Source organism: Pseudonocardia aurantiaca, from assembly GCF_039526725.1.
GTDB classification, from domain to species: Bacteria; Actinomycetota; Actinomycetes; order Mycobacteriales; family Pseudonocardiaceae; genus Pseudonocardia; species Pseudonocardia aurantiaca.
In genome coordinates, this window is sequence record NZ_BAAAJG010000005.1 from 61837 (window position 1) to 77692 (window position 15856).

General features: G+C 70.0%; 17 protein-coding genes. 10 read left to right on the plus strand and 7 right to left on the minus strand.

Features of this window, described 5'->3' with window-relative positions:
• Positions 1–57 precede the first annotated feature (57 nt).
• Entirely contained in the window at positions 58–1056 is a 999-nt protein-coding gene (locus tag ABD143_RS08845; protein WP_343974039.1) for a GlxA family transcriptional regulator, read from the minus strand.
• A 92-nt stretch (positions 1057–1148) separates the two neighbouring features.
• On the opposite strand from ABD143_RS08845, the gene ABD143_RS08850 reads away from it, so the two are divergent.
• A complete protein-coding gene (locus ABD143_RS08850; protein WP_343974041.1) occupies positions 1149–1502 on the plus strand; it encodes a DUF1048 domain-containing protein in 354 nt (117 codons plus the stop codon).
• 140 nt (positions 1503–1642) lie between these two features.
• Positions 1643–1828: a DUF1048 domain-containing protein gene (locus ABD143_RS08855; RefSeq protein WP_343974043.1), complete on the plus strand. Its 186-nt coding sequence runs from the start codon at positions 1643–1645 to the stop codon at positions 1826–1828.
• Positions 1829–2525: 697 nt separating this feature from the next.
• Here ABD143_RS08855 and ABD143_RS08860 read toward each other — a convergent pair.
• The 4 genes from ABD143_RS08860 to ABD143_RS08875 all read right to left on the minus strand — a co-directional run bounded on the left by ABD143_RS08860 (position 2526) and on the right by ABD143_RS08875 (position 6440).
• Positions 2526–3164 (minus strand): HD domain-containing protein, encoded by a 639-nt coding sequence (locus tag ABD143_RS08860; protein WP_343974046.1) that lies wholly within the window; start codon positions 3162–3164, stop codon positions 2526–2528.
• A gap of 462 nt (positions 3165–3626) precedes the next feature.
• Positions 3627–4421 (minus strand): SDR family oxidoreductase, encoded by a 795-nt coding sequence (locus tag ABD143_RS08865; protein WP_343974049.1) that lies wholly within the window; start codon positions 4419–4421, stop codon positions 3627–3629.
• A 26-nt stretch (positions 4422–4447) separates the two neighbouring features.
• Positions 4448–5146: a response regulator gene (locus ABD143_RS08870; RefSeq protein ID WP_343974052.1), complete on the minus strand. Its 699-nt coding sequence runs from the start codon at positions 5144–5146 to the stop codon at positions 4448–4450.
• Between the two features lie 7 nt (positions 5147–5153).
• Positions 5154–6440 (minus strand): sensor histidine kinase, encoded by a 1287-nt coding sequence (locus ABD143_RS08875; RefSeq protein ID WP_343974055.1) that lies wholly within the window; start codon positions 6438–6440, stop codon positions 5154–5156.
• A 285-nt stretch (positions 6441–6725) separates the two neighbouring features.
• Between ABD143_RS08875 and ABD143_RS08880 the strand changes: the two genes are divergently transcribed.
• From ABD143_RS08880 to ABD143_RS08900, 5 genes are all read left to right on the plus strand, one after another.
• Positions 6726–7139 carry a DUF6223 family protein gene (locus ABD143_RS08880; RefSeq protein WP_343974058.1) on the plus strand — a complete coding sequence of 138 codons (414 nt, stop codon included), beginning with the start codon at positions 6726–6728 and terminating at the stop codon, positions 7137–7139.
• Positions 7140–7262: 123 nt separating this feature from the next.
• Positions 7263–8054: an arsenate reductase/protein-tyrosine-phosphatase family protein gene (locus ABD143_RS08885; protein ID WP_343974061.1), complete on the plus strand. Its 792-nt coding sequence runs from the start codon at positions 7263–7265 to the stop codon at positions 8052–8054.
• Positions 8051–8461: a VOC family protein gene (locus ABD143_RS08890; protein WP_343974064.1), complete on the plus strand. Its 411-nt coding sequence runs from the start codon at positions 8051–8053 to the stop codon at positions 8459–8461. Before ABD143_RS08885 ends, ABD143_RS08890 begins: the two co-directional genes overlap by 4 nt.
• Before the next feature lie 167 nt (positions 8462–8628).
• Complete coding sequence (locus ABD143_RS08895; RefSeq protein ID WP_343974067.1) at positions 8629–9627, plus strand: glycoside hydrolase family 113 protein; 999 nt, start codon at positions 8629–8631, stop codon at positions 9625–9627.
• 125 nt (positions 9628–9752) lie between these two features.
• Positions 9753–10202, plus strand: coding sequence for a hypothetical protein (locus ABD143_RS08900; RefSeq protein WP_343974070.1), 450 nt, complete (start codon positions 9753–9755; stop codon positions 10200–10202).
• Positions 10203–10353: 151 nt separating this feature from the next.
• Here ABD143_RS08900 and ABD143_RS08905 read toward each other — a convergent pair whose 3' ends face one another.
• Positions 10354–12561 carry a DUF6777 domain-containing protein gene (locus ABD143_RS08905; protein WP_343974072.1) on the minus strand — a complete coding sequence of 736 codons (2208 nt, stop codon included), beginning with the start codon at positions 12559–12561 and terminating at the stop codon, positions 10354–10356.
• Positions 12562–12835: 274 nt separating this feature from the next.
• Here ABD143_RS08905 and ABD143_RS08910 point away from each other — a divergent pair, with 274 nt between their 5' ends.
• The 3 genes from ABD143_RS08910 (at position 12836) to ABD143_RS08920 (ending at position 14955) form a co-directional block, all read left to right on the plus strand.
• Complete coding sequence (locus ABD143_RS08910; RefSeq protein WP_343974074.1) at positions 12836–13435, plus strand: DNA-3-methyladenine glycosylase I; 600 nt, start codon at positions 12836–12838, stop codon at positions 13433–13435.
• 63 nt (positions 13436–13498) lie between these two features.
• Entirely contained in the window at positions 13499–14671 is a 1173-nt protein-coding gene (locus tag ABD143_RS08915) for a DUF222 domain-containing protein (RefSeq protein WP_343974076.1), read from the plus strand.
• A gap of 11 nt (positions 14672–14682) precedes the next feature.
• Complete coding sequence (locus tag ABD143_RS08920; RefSeq protein WP_343974079.1) at positions 14683–14955, plus strand: hypothetical protein; 273 nt, start codon at positions 14683–14685, stop codon at positions 14953–14955.
• Positions 14956–15032: 77 nt separating this feature from the next.
• Here the strand turns inward: ABD143_RS08920 and ABD143_RS08925 are convergent, their stop codons facing one another.
• Complete coding sequence (locus tag ABD143_RS08925; protein ID WP_343974082.1) at positions 15033–15458, minus strand: lanthionine synthetase LanC family protein; 426 nt, start codon at positions 15456–15458, stop codon at positions 15033–15035.
• Positions 15459–15856: the final 398 nt, after the last annotated feature.

Consider the following 15856-nt stretch of genomic DNA (forward strand, 5'->3'; position numbering starts at 1 on the left):
GACGGCAGGGGTCACGGTCGCCAGGCACTCGCTGACAGCCGTGGGGTGGCGGGTGGTTCAGCGTGTCCGTGACGCTCCCGCTGTGGCGTCGCGCCGCTGCGCGGAACGGAATCGTTGCTGGTAGGCGCTCGGGGGCACTCCGAGTCGGGCCACGAAGGCGCGGCGCAACGTCTCGGGGCTCCTGAAGCCAACCCGCTCGGCGGCCTGGGCGATTGTGTAGCCGGATTCCAGGGCTGCTTTGGCGCCGTCGAAGCGCACCGACTCGACGTACTTGGCTGGGGTCGTGCCGAGCTCGTCGTGGAACAGGCGGGTGAGGTGGCGCGGGCTCATCCCGGCGAGCGCGGCGAGTTTGGGGGTGGAGTGGTCGGCTGCGGGGTCCGCGGCTACGGCGTCGAACACCGAGCGCAGCGCGGAGGTTTGCGGGCGGGGGCCGGTGAGGGTGGGGGAGAACTGCGACTGTCCGCCGGGGCGTTGCAGGAACACCACCAGCGACTGTGCGACCTGCCGCGCCAGCTGCTCGCCGTGGTCGTCCTCGACCAAGGCGAGTGCGACGTCGATTCCCGCCGTCACGCCCGCTGAGGTGAACGTCGTGCCGTCGCGGACGAAGATTGCGTCGGGCTCCACGATGATGTCTGGATAACCCCTGCTCAGCACGCCGGTGTGGCGCCAGTGCGTGGTGGCGCGGCGGCCGTCGAGCAGCCCGGCCGCGGCGAGGATGAAGGCCCCGGTGCAGATCGAACAGACCCGGCCCGAGCGTTGCGCAACGCTGGCGACGGCCTCGCGCAGCTCGGGGTCCACAGGGCGGGCCGGGAACACGTCACCGCCCATGACCAGGAGCGTGTCGAACCGCAACCGTGGGTCGGTGGCGTCGGCGTCGACCGGGATCGTCATGCCGGTGGAGGACGACACCGCGCCGCCGCCGACCGCGCACAGCGTCAGCTCGTAGTGGGCGCCCATCCGGTTCGCCTCGCTGAACACCTCGCTCGGCCCAGCGACGTCGAGCAGCTTCACGCCGTCGAAGACCACGATGCCGATGCGGTGCACCGCGGTGTTCATGGCCACAATCGTGCGGGCCCATGGGCCTCGTGTCGTCAATGCCTGCGGGTAATCTCCGCTGGCTGCTAGCTGGAAATTGACGCTGGCTCGAAATGGACGGCGCCGGACATGCCGGTGCCCTGCGCGGGCGGACAGCGCACAGGGCAAGGGGCTCGGGCCGAGGCATTGCCGGCCGACTACCGGGCGGCGTGGGAAGAGATCAGGGTCATCTTTCTGCCTACTCGGACTTCACAGGTCGAAACCTGACGCCGATTCTCGACGGTGCTCTGGGGCTGCTCGAAGAGACAGCGGCCGATGGGCAGAGCATTCACGAGGTGCTGGGTGCCGACATCGGGGGCTTCTGCGCGGCGCTGGCCGGCGGAGAAGGGGCTCGGAGCTATCGCGACCGGTGGCGCGAGCAGTTGAACAGGAACGTCGCAAGGAAATTGGGCCGGCTAGGGGGCTGACGTGGGCATCCAAGACATCATCGAGGGCAAGAAGCAGTGGCGGGCGCACATGGCGCGGGTCAAGGCGCTCCCGCCGGACTATCAGATCGTCTACAAGGAGATTCAGAGGTACCTGTTCAAGGTTGGACCGATCGACTTGCTTGACGGGCCCTGCTCTCCGGGATCCTCGATTTCTTCGAGGAGGGCGTCGCGGCCAACAGGGAGTCCTGGAACTCATCGGCAACGATGTCGCTGCCTTCTGCGACGACCTGATCAAGGACTCGCGCACCTACGCGGACATCTATCAGGAGTCCATCAGCGGGAAACCCGGAACGGCCGAGAAGTAACGATCAGCCCGAGCGGGAACGGCTGACCACGCCATCGATGGCGGCACCCGGGCGACAAATCGTAACGAGAATGGATATCCGAATGACGGCTAATCAGGGCCGCGACAACGCCTCCGTGAGCGGTGGTGGTGACGACCTCGAGCACGGTGTAGAGGAAGGCTGGGGAAAGCTCGCTGACGCGTTCCGCGCGAACTTCGAGGCCCCCGGCGAGGTCGGCGCGGCGTGCAGCGTCTATGTGGGCGGCCGCCCCGTCGCCAACCTGTGGGGCGGGCTCGCCGATCGCGAGGCGAACCGACCGTGGGGCAACGGGACGGGGACGCCCTCTGCGGCTCGGCGCCCCAGCGCCCGTTTCTCCCGTACTTGGTCTGCCCCCTCAGGCGGCCAAGATTCGCAGTCCTGCAGGCGCATCGACGGTGCCGTCGGCTCGGGCAGGCCGCTGACGACGTGATTCCGCGCCGCGACCGCGCGGAGTACAGACGACACAGGTGACTTCTCGGCGACCCCTCCTCGGCCCCAGAACCACTCCGACGGGCTGTGGCCGGATCGGGGTGATGGCTGCGTGCTCGAGGCAGATGCTCGCACCGCAGAGTCTGCAGAGTCCGATTGCCGGGCGCTCGAGCGGGTCAGCGGCTATCGCGCATTCCAGGCAGTTCATTGCGTCCTCCTGAACGTGTTGGGGTGGGAACTGGCTGAGAGGTCACTCGGGCCATGCCGAGCCGGTGATGATGTCCACGAAGTCCGCGCGGGTGAAGTCGGGCGCGAAGTGGGCGAGCACGTCGTCGTTCATGGTTCCGAAGGTGGTGTCGGGGCGGTCCTTCATTCCCTCGTAGAAGGCCTGCAGGATGTTGTTCTTGAAGTCCGGTCGTGGGTGTGCGGCCACGACGGCGGCGACCTCTTTGGCGGTGACCTGGTCGAGGTCCATCCCCAGTACGTCGGTCTCGACGCCGAGGCTGACCAGGGCTGTTTCGGGTTCGAGGTGGTTGGGGACGCCCGGGGTGGTGTGCAGGGCGATGCCCAGCCAGACGGCGCGGGCCTCGGTGGCGCTGCGGCCGTGGTCGAGGAGGAAGTCCCGGGCCAGGTCGGCGCCGTCGACTTCGAAGCGTTGGTCGGTGCGCCGGTAGGCCTCGGTCAGGCCGAGGTCGTGGAACATCGCGCCGACGTAGAGCAGTTCGGGGTCGGCCTCGATCTTGCGGTAGCGGCCCTTCAGGCTCGCGAACAGGAACACGCGGCGGGAGTGGTTGAACAACAGCGGGCTGGTGGCCTTGCGGACGAGCTCGGTGGCCTCGCGGGCCAGCTCGGTGTCGGGAATGTTGATCCCGGCGATCGTCTCGGTCATGTGCTGCACCTTTCACGTAGGGCTTCGCTCTACGTCGAGCCTGCGCGCGTCGCGGGCGTCAGGCCCCGCGTGGGCGGCCATGCATCACACGATTACGGACAGGGCTCGCGCCCCGGAGGCCCCGTCCACGCGGTGGGGCCCCTCGCGTGGCTGGCGGTACAAAACGGACGTCGCCCGATGTCGCGACGACTACGCCGCCAGCAATGCCCAGATCATCCGGTCCTCCTCGCTGCGGCAGGAGTGCGCTCGGGGCTGAGGTCTGGGCCTGACTGACCGCGTCACGTCTCGTGCATCCAGGCGAGCGTGATGTGTATTTCGCTGAATCGCCAGCCCGCGGCGGTCCGCACGGCGGTGCCGGCCGATCGCAGGCCGCTTGTCCGGTGGGGTGGTTCGCCTGAGTCCAACACTACTACGGAGTGTTGGTCTAGCCAACACCGCTGGAGTGCGTCTCACGCAGGTGAGCTAGCGGTAGGGATGGCGGAGAACGCCGTCAGAGGTGATACGCGCGTGAAGGTAGTCGGCGAACGGGACCGTGCCGCGGTCACCATCGGTGATCAGCTGGCCACCAACGCCGAACCAGGTGCCTAGCCTGCCCCATAGCGGAACCTCGATGATTGACCGGCGGCGCTGAACAGTATCGAGATAGGAGCGCATCAGATCCGCCATGGACTCGACCTTCGGACCACCGAGTTCGGGAACACGGCCGGCCGCAGGCCCTGTGACGAGCTCCGCCATCCGTTCGGCGACGTCGCCCGGGGCGACGGGTTGGAACAGCGCGTTCCGCGGGACCACGGCGACCGGGCCCATGCAGAGCCGCATCAAGAACATCAGCATCAGATCATGGAACTCGGTGGCCCGCAGAATCGTCCACGGCAGCCCGGATTCTTCGACCAGTCGCTCGGAGTCCAGTTTGGCCTGGAAGAACCCGAACGGTATCTGATCCACCCCGACGATCGAGACGTACACCAAGTGCGGCCGCGCACCGCGTACCGCGGCGAGCAGCTGCCGGGTCTGCGTCACGTCACGCTGCGGCCGCCGGTAGTCGGCTGCGCTCGCACAGTGGGCGATCACGTCCACACCGTCCACCGCTGCGGCCAGGCCCTCGCCCGTTTCAAGATCGCCCTGGACGAAGCCGGGCCCCTGTGGTGGACGACGGCTCAACACCCGCACCTCGGCCCGATCCTGTAGCCGACGTACCAGATCGCGCCCGAGCACGCCGCTACCACCAGTGACGAGCACCCGTTCTGGACGCGTCATAGCTCCTTCTTCCCGTTGCGGAGTGGTTATGGCGTGGGGTCGGGTGGTTCGACGAGGCGGTGTTGGTAGGCCAGGGCGACCAGCTGTGCGCGGTCGCGGGCGCCGAGTTTGGTCATGGCGCGGCTGACGTGGGTTTTGGCGGTGGCGTGGCTGATGGTGAGGTCGGTGGCGATCTCGTTGTTGCTCAGGCCGCGTGCGACGAGTCCGACGATCTGCCGTTCGCGGGTGGTGAGCTGGGCGAAGGCGTTGTTATTGAGTCGTGGGGTTGTGGCTCGGCTGGTGAGTTGGGCGATCAGCCTGCGGGTCAGCCCTGGCGACAGGAGGGCTTCGCCGCCGGCGACGACGCGGATGCCGTGCAGGAGTTGGCGGGGTTCGGTGTTTTTGATCAGGAAGCCGGCGGCGCCGGCACCGAGTGCTTCGATGACGTACTCGTCGTGGTCGAAGGTGGTGAGGATGAGCACGTGGACGTCAGTGAGGTCGGGGTCGGCGGCAATCTGGTGGGTGGCGCGCAGCCCGTCGACGCCGGGCATTCTGATGTCCATGAGCACGACGTCGGGGTGGGTTTGCCGGGCCAGGTCCACCGCGGTCGCGCCGTCGCCGGCTTCGCCGACCACGATCATGCCGGGCTCGGTCTCGATGAGTACTCGGAAGCCGCCCCGGACGAGGGCTTCGTCGTCGGCGATGAGCACGCGGATGGGCTCGGTCACCGGGTCGGGTGGGCTCACGTGGACATCATTGCGGGTTCGGGATGGGCAGCTCGGCGTAAACCTCGAAGCCGCCCTCGGGGCGTGGGGCGGCGGTGAGCTGGCCGGACAGCGCCCGGGCACGCTCGCGCATCCCGTCGATGCCGTGCCCGCACCGCCCCGACGCTGTGTGGTTGGTGTCTGCGCTGGTGGTGGTCCCGTCGTCGCGGATCTGGATGAGCAGCCGCGACGGTTCGTGCTTCAGCGCGAGCCGCACGGTACGAGCCTCGGCGTGGCGTAGCACGTTGGTCAGCGCTTCCTGGATGATCCGATAGGCAGCCAGATCGACCGGGGCCGGCAGTGGCCGCAGGTCGCCGTCCAGGTTCAGCTCGACCCGTAGGCCCGCGGCCTGGGCCGTGTCGATCAGCTCGGTGAGCCGGTCGAGCCCGCCGCGAGGCGCACGCGGTTGCTCGGGCCCCTCCGTCGTCGAGGTGTCCGCGCGCAGGATGCCGAGGATGGTCTTGACGTCGGTGAGGCCGTCGTCGCTGATCTTCTTGATCGCGGCGAGTGCCTCGCGGGCATGCCCGGGTCGTTGTTCGATGACGTGCAGACCTACCCCGGCCTGCACGCTGATGGTGGCCATGGCGTGCCCGAAGACGTCGTGCAGCTCGCGTGCGATGCGCAGCCGTTCCTCGACCGCGATCCGGCGCGCCCGCTCCTCGTGGGTCTGCGTTTCGCGAGCAAGCTGGGCGCGGGTGGCCGCGAGCACCGCCCGGTAGTAACCCACGGCCGCGCCGGCGCTGCCCGCGGTGGCCGCCAACAGCACCGCGATGGGGACCACACCGGCGGTCTCGGCGTCGCCGAGCACCACCCGGATCGCGATGATCTCGATCAGCGCGGTGGGTACGGCGCCCGCGAGACCCCACCGCCAGCCCCGGTCGGCCGCGAGGGTGTAACAGCCGATCAGCGGGGCCAGCGTGATCAGCTGCCCGGGATAGCGGGCGAGGAACCAGACGAGGGGGACTGCGTTGAGCACGACCAGCGCCGCGATCGGGTAGCGGCGGCGCACCGCGATCGCGGCAGCGACCGTCGCGGCCAGCGCGACCGCTCCGGCGTCCAGCGGGCGGGCGTTCGCCACTACCGGGCCGACCCCGGCGAACGTGGCGGCGAGGAGCCCGACCGCCACGCAGGCGCCGAGAATCGCGTCGGCCACAGCCGGCGCGCCCGCCGTCTCACGCAGGTTGCGGACCACTGACCATTCTCCCGCCCTCGATCCGGGCTCGATCGGCACACGCAGCCCGGTCCTATGTTGCGTGTGCCGCCGGGGTCTGGGCATCCACCCGGTGTGGTGTCTCGGTACTACCGAACTGGTTGAGGTCGTCTACCACCGGCGGCTGACCGTACGGCGCGGGCGTCAGCAGGGAAACACCACCGTCACCCGACGCGCGGGCACCACCCGGCAACAACGATCGCTCCCACAAAGCCGTCGCCAGGAGGGGAGCTGATCAGAGGTGCCGGATCTGGTGGCCGGCCTCCCTGCTGCAAGACCCCGCAGGCAACGTCGTCGAACTGTTCCAACCCGCTACCCGATGACGCCACGACACAAGCGAAGGGATCCTCGATGTCCGTCCATCACCTGATTGCCGCCGCAGATGCCGCCATGCTCGGGGGGGTCGGGCTTGCCGCACCGGCGGCCGCGCACGTCTCCGTCGCCGCCGGTTACCTCGGCATCGGCTCAGGGCGACTCGTGCCCACCGTTGCCGCGGCGGTGGGGCTGCTCGGCGTGGTCATCGGTGGGCTGGCTCTGGCCCGCTCCGCCGGTCGTATCGGCACCGGCAACGGGCGACGCGGGGCCATCGCGGCCGGGGTGGCAGGACTCATCGGCGTGGTCGTCGGTGGGCTGCATCTGGCCACCTCTACCGGTGGTATCGGCACTGGCAACGGGCTACTCGGGGCCATCGTGGCCCTGGTGGTGGGGCTGATCGGCATGGTCCTCGGTGGGCTGGCGCTGGCCCGCTCCCGCCGCATCGGCTGATCGGCAGACCCGGCCATGGCGCCAGGTCAGTGTCAGCCGCTGGAGGTTGCCGCCGTCCTCCCTCACCAGGCAGTGCATCAAAATACCTTGATACATCAAGCGCGTTTGATTTACTCTTTGCCCATGTTGTCCCGGGGACAAGTCGCCGCCCCACCGGCGTTCGTCCGGCTGGCCGCCCACCCGCTGCGGTGGCGGTTGCTGACCGAACTGGCCCACAGCGATTACCGGGTCCGCGAGCTGGTCGCGCGGGTCGACCAGCCACAGAACCTGGTCTCCTACCACCTGCGCCTGCTCCGCGGCGGCGGGCTGGTCACGGCCACTCGCAGCAGCTTCGACGGCCGCGACAGCTACTACCACCTGGACCTGGACCGCTGCGCGCATGCGCTCACCGACAGCGGCGCAGCGCTGCACCCGGCACTGCGACGGGTCGCAGAGACACCGATCCCTCCGGCCGAACAGCAGTGGTCCCGGCGCATCGCCGTGCTGTTCGTGTGCACGGGCAACAGTGCCCGCTCACCGATCGCCGAAGCACTGCTGCGCCACCACACCGCGGGCCACGTGGCCGTATCGAGCGCCGGTAGCCGACCCAAGAGCCGCCTGCACCCCAACGCCATCCGAGTGCTGCGCGAGATCGGCATCGACATTCCCAGCCAGCGCCCCCAGCACCTGGACACCCTTGCCGGCGCCACCTTCGACCACGTGATCACCCTGTGCGACAGGGCTCGCGAGGCCTGCCCGGAGTTTCCCCACCGCACGCGGCGGGCCCACTGGAGCATCCCCGACCCAACCGCGGCCGAGGACGGCGACCAAGCCGACTACCTGGCCTTTCAGCGCACCGCAGCCGACATCGATACCCGCATCAGGCACCTGCTGCCCGTCCTCACCGCCACCGATCAAGAGAAGGATCAGCCGTGACCGCACATGAGCAGTACGCCAGCGTCCGCTACCTCGTCGACGACGTGCAGGCCGCTATCGACTTCTACACCACCCACCTCGGCTTCACTCTGAACATGAGCGCCGCACCCGCCTTCGCCGACGTGGTCCGTGGCCCGCTGCGGCTGCTGTTGTCCGGACCCGCCAGCTCCGGCGCCCGCGCCACTCCCGCCGATACGGCCGGCCCGGGACGCAACCGCATCCACCTCGTCGTCGACGACCTGGACGCCGAGATCGCCCGGCTCCGCGACGCGAGCCTGCCCTTCCGCAGCGATCTGGTCACCGGCCCGGGCGGGGCGCAGATCCTGCTCGCCGACCCGGACGGCAACCTGATCGAGCTGTTCCAGCCCGCCCGCCGGGCCGCGGAACCCAGTCCGGCCACAGCCTGAGCCCCGTGGCTGCAATGACCGGCCAAGTCATCCTGCACGTCGGGCTGGCGCCTTAAGCGTGGGGCGGCGTTCGCTGCTGTGGTGAGCGGTGGCGGTGGCCGATCACGCCTGCCCGACGAAGATGGCCTTGTCGTCCTGCGCGGCGTCAGCGCCTACGATCTTCGATCGTGGAGGTCAGAGGCGTTTCCTACGTCGTGGGGGACAAGCCGATCGAGGCTGTACGCCGTGACCTCCAGGCCATCCGCAACGATCTGCACTGCACGACGGTGATGGTGATCGGGACCGACACGGATCGCCAGCTCGAGGCGGCCGAACAAGCCTTGGACGTCGGTCTCGACGTGTACGTCCGGCCGTACCTGGCCGACCAGCCCCGTGCCGTGCTGCTGTCCCATCTCGAGGCGACCGCCACCTCCGCCGAGCGGCTGCGGACCATGTACCCGGGACGGGTCACGTTGCTGCTCGGCAGCGAATTCTCCCTCACCAGCCCCGGCATGCTGCCCGGCCCGCGGGTCTTCGTCCGGGTCGAGGTACTGGTGCGACCGCACTGGCGGCGGCTGTTCGACCGCAGGATCACCAGGAAGCTACAGCGACTGCTGGCCAGCGCCTTGGCCACCGCGCGCGAGCATTTCCACGGCCCGATCACCTACGCGTCCGGCTACTGGGAGCACGTCGACTGGTCCGGCTTCGACGTCGTCGGCGTCAACCTCTACCGCTACGGCAACGACCCCGCCCGCTACGAACGGCGGCTGCGCAACCTCGTCCAGCGGGCCGACAAGCCCGTGGTTGTCACCGAGTTCGGCTGCGGCGCGTTCACCGGCGCCGACCGCCGCGGGCCCGGCTCGTTCCGGATCGTCAACTGGTTCGCCGATCCGCCCCGAGTCAGGGACGGCCACACCCGCGACGAGCGCACCCAGGCTGACTACCTGACCGAACTCATCGACCTCTACACCCGACATGGCGTCCACGGCTGCTTCGTCTATACCTTCGCCTCGCCCGGCTTCCCTCACCACGCCGATCCCCGGTACGACCTCGACATGGCCGGCTTCGGGCTGGTCAAGACCGATCCGCAGGACCCCACCCGGTGGGAGCCCAAGGAGGCCTTCCAATCGGTCGCCCGCTGCTACGCCGCGGCGGCCGACGACATAGACCGCGGCGAGCACAAATGAGGGGTCTCCGAGCCTCAGCGCTGGCTGTTGAACTATCTTCGCCATCGCACGCTGCCCGACCCCACGACGCCCAATCTCGCCGTGCCCGGCGAACCGGCGCCGACGTTCTTCGGCGCCTACGGCGGATGGATGCAGTCGCCGCTGCCGAGCTGGTCGGACGTCGCCTGGCTGCGTGCCGCGCCATCGGCATCGGTGCCGACGCGATCTCGGTCTCCAACCGATCGTTCCTCCGGACTTTCCCAGCCGCGGCTGTGGTTTCAACGGTGAAGTCCCTGGTTGTGTCCGTTCCCCATCAACGAGGCAAGGTCATGTGGTATCAATCCGTCGCTCCTGACCCGCTCGAAGCGGTCAGCAGCGTGCTCCCCGGCTACTACTTCCATTGCCCCGACGTGGCCAGTGTGGATCTACACCTCGCTGAGCTGCGGGGGTACATCGGGCCTGGCTCGAACCTGATGCCGAAGCGCAGAGCGGCTGCGCGGCAAGACATTGACCGGCTGCTAGAACGGCGGCGGTACCTGATGCTCACCAGCGAGGACAGTGGTAGCGCTGATCACCCCGGCAGCTGGGCTGCTTAGCGGCGCGCCGCTCCCGAACTGCACCGGCGTGACGACCCCGGGACTCCACGACGGGCGGACATGGCTGCCCGGCCGCCATCCGCTGCTCCTCGACGAGTAGAAGGTGCGACGGCGCTTCCGGTGGCGTCTGGGTTGTGCGCTGACGGGAGCGTCACGAGATCGTGATGGCGACGCTCGTGGAGTTGTTGCCCTCATTCGACTCATGGATGACGTCGTCGGTGTCCACTGCGAACGTGATGCGGTAGGCGCCGGGGTCGAAGGTCCACCTGAACTGGCTGTCTCCGTCTCCCACGGTGGTGCCTGCGGGGATCCCGCTGTGGCTTCCGTTGGCGCCCACCTCCTGTCCGTTGACGAACCACTTGATGGTGAACGCGTCCGTCCCGGCATCGCCGGTGTTCCTGATTCCCGAGTCGAAGATCACTGGCGAGCCGCGGACCAGTTGCGACTCGTCGTACCTGATCGAGGTCGGGATCAGATCGGCGAGTGGCTCGATCACGCGCGGCTCGGGCGGCGACGGTTTGACGGTCTCCGTCGTGGGGTCGGGCGGCGGCGCAACGCTGGGCGAGGGTGCGGCCGAGGGCTGACGTTGCGGTTGGGGTTGTGCTTGCGGTTGGGGTTGGGGTCGCGGAGAGGACCGTTGCCGAGGCGTCGACGCGACCGTTGACGGTGGAGCGGGCGGCGTCGCGGACGGTGGCGGCGGTGGGGGCGGCGAATTCGCCGGTCGGTCCAGATCCCCGTCGGTTCCTACAGGCCGGATGAACACCTCCCGGGAGACCGGGTCGACCAGCGTGAACTCGCGGATCGGCGTCACGCCCGGCGCGATCGTCATCGTGGTCGCGGGGGAGAGGCCGGGCCAGGTCGAGCCGACGTACCGCGGCTGCTCGATCCGCGCGGGCGAGGTCAGCGGGTTGCCGCAGCTGCAGCGCACTCTCGGCACGCCATGGTCGTCCACGAGCACCGCGGTGCCGGTCTGCAGCACCGTGGGCACGACGGTGGCGCGCCCGTCCACGAAGCCGTGGTTGGTGACGGAGGTGTCCGACCGCAGCAACGCCGGCGTGAGGCCCTCGACGTAGCTGGGCACCTGCTCCATGGTGATGCCCTGGACGCCGGCCCACGCGACCTTCCGGTCCGGATGCTGGTTCAGGAAGGTTGCCATCGCGCCGGCGTCGCAACTCGCGATGTTGCGTGTGCCGCCGTACAGCCCTGGCGTGTCTCCGACGAGGGTTCCGCCGGATCTCGGTGGTGCCGCGACAGCCGGCTTGTCCACGCCGACCGGGGGCATGAACGGGTTGCGGCCGAGACGGCCGCCCGGCTCGGCGACGACATCTCCACCGGCCGCCTCCTCGTTGCCCTGGAGGAAGCCCACACTGACCAGCGTGGCGACGACCGCGAGGAGGACAACAGCCACGAGCAGGCCCCGCCACCGACGCCTGCCCCGTGCCGCCGGCGGGCGAACGGGGTCGGTGACCGCCCCGGGAACCACCGTCGAAGCCGCCGCATGCACCGGCACCGTGATCGTCTCGCGGGCCCCGTCGAGCGCCGCACGTGCCGCGGACGCCAGCGCGCCGGCGGTCGGGTACCGGTCCTTCGGGTTCTTCGCCATCGCATGGGCGACGACATCGTCCAGACCCAGCGGCAGGCCTGGAACGAGGTCCGACGGTCGGGGCGGGGGCGTGTGGAGATGGGCGTACACCACGGCCGGCAGCCCCTCGACCGGGAACGGCTTCTGGCCGGTCAACGCCTCGTAGAGCAGGCAGCCGAGGGAGTAGACATCGACCCGGTGGTCGCCGTTGCCGTCGGTGAACCGCTCCGGGGCCATGTACTCCATCGAGCCGACCATCGAGCCAGTCGCCGTCAGCGAGGTCGAGGTGGCGCTGATCGCCCTTGCGAGCCCGAAGTCGGCGACGTAGACGAACTCGTCCCCGTCCCCGCCCAGGGTGACGAGCACGTTGCCCGGCTTGATGTCGCGGTGCATCAGGTCCTCGGCATGCGCGACGTCCAGCGCGGCCGCGATCTGCGCCACGAGATGGACGGCGCGCTCCGGCTCGACCGGGCCGGTCTCGTTGAGCAGCCGCGCCAGGTCCGGGCCTTCGACCAGCCGCATGTCGATGAAGAGCCAGCCGTCGATCTCCCCGAAGTCGTGGATCGGGATGATGTGCGGCTCGCGTAGGCGGGCCACCAGCGCCGACTCGACGCGGAACCGGGCCTCGAACCCCGGGTCGGCGGCCAGTATCGGGGGTAGTCGTTTGATCGCGACGGCCCGGTGGCGGACCGTATCGAAGGCCTGGTAGACCTCGCCCATGCCGCCACGCCCGAGCAGCCGTTCGAGCCGGTACTGGCCGAACATCTCCTCAGGCACGGGCCGTCTCCCGTTCCGCACAACGCAGAGCGCCGGCTCCTGGGCAATCGCCGGGGCTCTTAAGCGGGGTGTCTCGGCTCGGGCTTGCTCGCCGTTACAGGCCCGGCGGGCATAACGAATCCCAGCCGATCGACGAACGTGCCGTTGCGGCTGCAGTCGGTCAGGGTCCAGCCCTCGGGCAAGTGCTCCAGACGAGCCCGGTCTCGAACGGATGCTGACGCCCGGCAATCGGGGGAGACTCGGGTGCGGGCGGAGCGGGACGCTGGAGGGCCGGATGAGCAGCGACGTGATCATCGGTTACCACCGGAAGCCGCGCTGCGCCTGGGCCGGCGCCGGCGATACCGCGTTCGGCCGTTACCACGACGAGGTCTGGGGTACCCGCACCGACGACGAGTCCGCGATGTTCGAGGCGCTCACCCTGGGCGTGTTCGAGGTGGGGCTGAGCTGGTCGATCGTGTTCGGGAAGCGGGACGCGTTCCTTTTGGCATTCAGTGGCTTCGACGTCGCCAAGGTCGCGGCGATGACCGAGCGGGACGTCGACCGGCTGGTACAGGACGCCTCGATCATCCGCAACCGTGGCAAGATCCAGGCCACCGTCGACAACGCGCGTGCAATGCTGTCCGCGTCGCCGAGCCTCGTGGCGCTCGCGAAGTCCTACGAGGTCACCCGCAAGCGGGCACCGCGGTCTCTCGCCGACCTACCCAAGTCGACGCCGCAGGCGGAGGCGTTCGCGAAGCAGTTGAAGTCGCAGGGGTACCGCTTCGTCGGGCCCACGAGCGTGTACGCGTTCATGCAGAACGTCGGCGTGATCAACGACCACCTCCACGGATGCTTCCGCGCGACCGACTACCCCACTACGACCCAGACCCGTTGAAGATCGCAATCCGGTTGCCCTGCCGCATTGCGGGAGATCGACATCTCGCCTAAAATCGAACACATGTTCGAGACCGCGACCGCTCCCGTACGGGATGAGCTCGCGGATCTGGACCTGCTCACCTGGCCGGAGCCGCCACCGGACCGGACCTGGGCCGACACCGCCCCGTCCGGGATCGCCGCGCTCGAACTGGACGTGGACACGGCGGACCCGGCGGGTTTGTCGGATGCGCAGTTGATCGATGCGATGGTCGGGTTCGAGCGGCAGGCCGCGTGGGCGCAGGCCCGGCAGGCCCGGGTCGTGGCGGAGTTCGCCCGCCGCCGCCCGCCGGACGCCAAGGACCTGGCCGGCACCGACCGCACCTGCGCGGCCAGCCCGTACGCCCCGGACGAGGTGGGGCTGGCGCTACGGCTGTCCCGGTGGTCGGCGACCGGCCGGATCGGGCAGTCCCGGGAGCTCGTCGAGCGGCTCCCCGAAACCCTCGGGCTGTGGGAGGCCGGGCGGTTGGACGAACGCCGGGTGACCGCGATCTGCGACGCCACCCGCCACCTCCCGCTAGAAACCGCGCGGGCGGTGCAGGAGCGGGTGCTGCCCCGCGCCCCCGAACAAACCCTCGCCCAGTTGCGGGCCGCGCTGGCCCGGGCGGTGATCGCGGCCGACCCCGAAGGCGCCGAGCAGCGGCACACGGCCGCCCGCCGGGACCGCCGCGTTGCGGTCAACCCGGAGCCGGAGGGGATGGCCTCGTTGTGGGCGTTGCTGCCGGCCACCGACGCGGTCGCCGCGTTCGGGTGGCTGACGCGGCTGGCGCGGGGCTGCGGGGCGCAGGACCCGCGTTCCATGGACGCCCGCCGCGCCGACCTGCTCGCCGCGCTGCTGACCGGCCGGCTCACCCCCGCCACCGACCCGGCGGCGCCGACACCGGGCCGCGGCCGGTGTCCCCCGGGAAGCCGCTGGTGCAGGTGGTCATGCCGTTCACCACCCTGCTCGGGGCGGATCAGCAGCCGTGTGAGCTGGTCGGGCACGGCCCGATCACCGCCGGGCACGCCCGGAAGATCGCCGCCGACGCCACCCTCGTACGCCTGGTCTACGACCCGCAGTCCGGGACGCTGCTCGATCACGGGCGCGCCACCTACCGGCCCCCGGCCGGGCTGGCCGACCACGTCCGCGCCCGCGATGTCCGGTGCCGGCAGCCCATCTGCCGCCGCCGGGCCGCGGACAGCGAACTCGACCACCTGATCCCCTTCCCGATGGGGCCGACCAGCGAGGCGAACCTGGCCACCGGGTGCAGCCACGACCACCACCTGAAACACAGCCCCGGCTGGCAGGTCCACGCCCTGCCCGACGGCGTCATCGAGTGGATCACCCCGACCGGGCACCGCTACCGCAGCACCCCGCACGACTACCGCGACAACGACGACCCGTTCCCCCAGACCTGGGCGGCCCGACCACCACCCGACCAGCCCACCCCCGAACACCCCGACCCGGCGGACGATCCAGCCGACGACGAACCACCGTTCTGACTCGGCCGCGCGCGGCGTAGAGGCCCCGCACAGGTGCCGTCACGCCCGGAGGCCCCTGAAGGAGGTCGTGACGGGCGTCAGTTCAGCAGCAGCATCGAATCCCACGTCGAGGTGCCCGCCGTTCCCGGGTGCCGGGCGAAGGTCGCGAGGGCCAGCGCGACGCCGGCGGCCCCCTGCAGCAGGCCGGGTTCGTCGACGCCCACGAGCCCGCCGGGGCGGGTGCGGTGCCCGTGCCGGAAGCCGAACGGCGCCTGGTGGTCGAAGCCCGTCAGGATCCGTCCCGCCAACACGCCCGCCGCAGCGAGCAGCACGGGGTCGCGGTCGGTCTCCGTCACCCGGAGCACCGCTTGGAGCAGCCCGGCCTCGCCGTGGCACAGCGTTGGGCCGGTCAGGTTCGCATGCGGCCACGGGCGCCGGAACACGCCCCGCAAGGCGGCCACCGCCACGGCCGACATCTCCGGGTCGCCGAGCGCCCGCCCGGCCAGATGCAGCGCCCGCGCCACCCCCGACGTGCCACGACGAGCGAGTCGTGGCGCCGGCCCACGAGCTGTCGGCGACGGACAGGGTCGCGTGCAGCGTGGCGATGCCCGGGTGACCGAGCAGGAGCGACGACCCGTCCCACCGGGGATGGCCCACCGGGCGGCGGACGCACGCCACAGTGGCGGTCACCGACCTCCGCGGCCACGTCCGCCGCCCACCGCCGCACCTCCGGACGCGCAGTGTCGTGCTCATTGCTCGGCCGGCGCTTCGTGCAGGCGCTGTGACATTGATTCGCTCGCAAGCTCGTTCATCGGCCGAACCTCGCGCGGTCGGCAGCAGCGCGAACCCGCCGTGCAGTAGGGCCAGCACGGCCCGCTCGCGGGCCCGGTAGGGTCCGAACAGGCGGTTGCAGTGCAGGTGG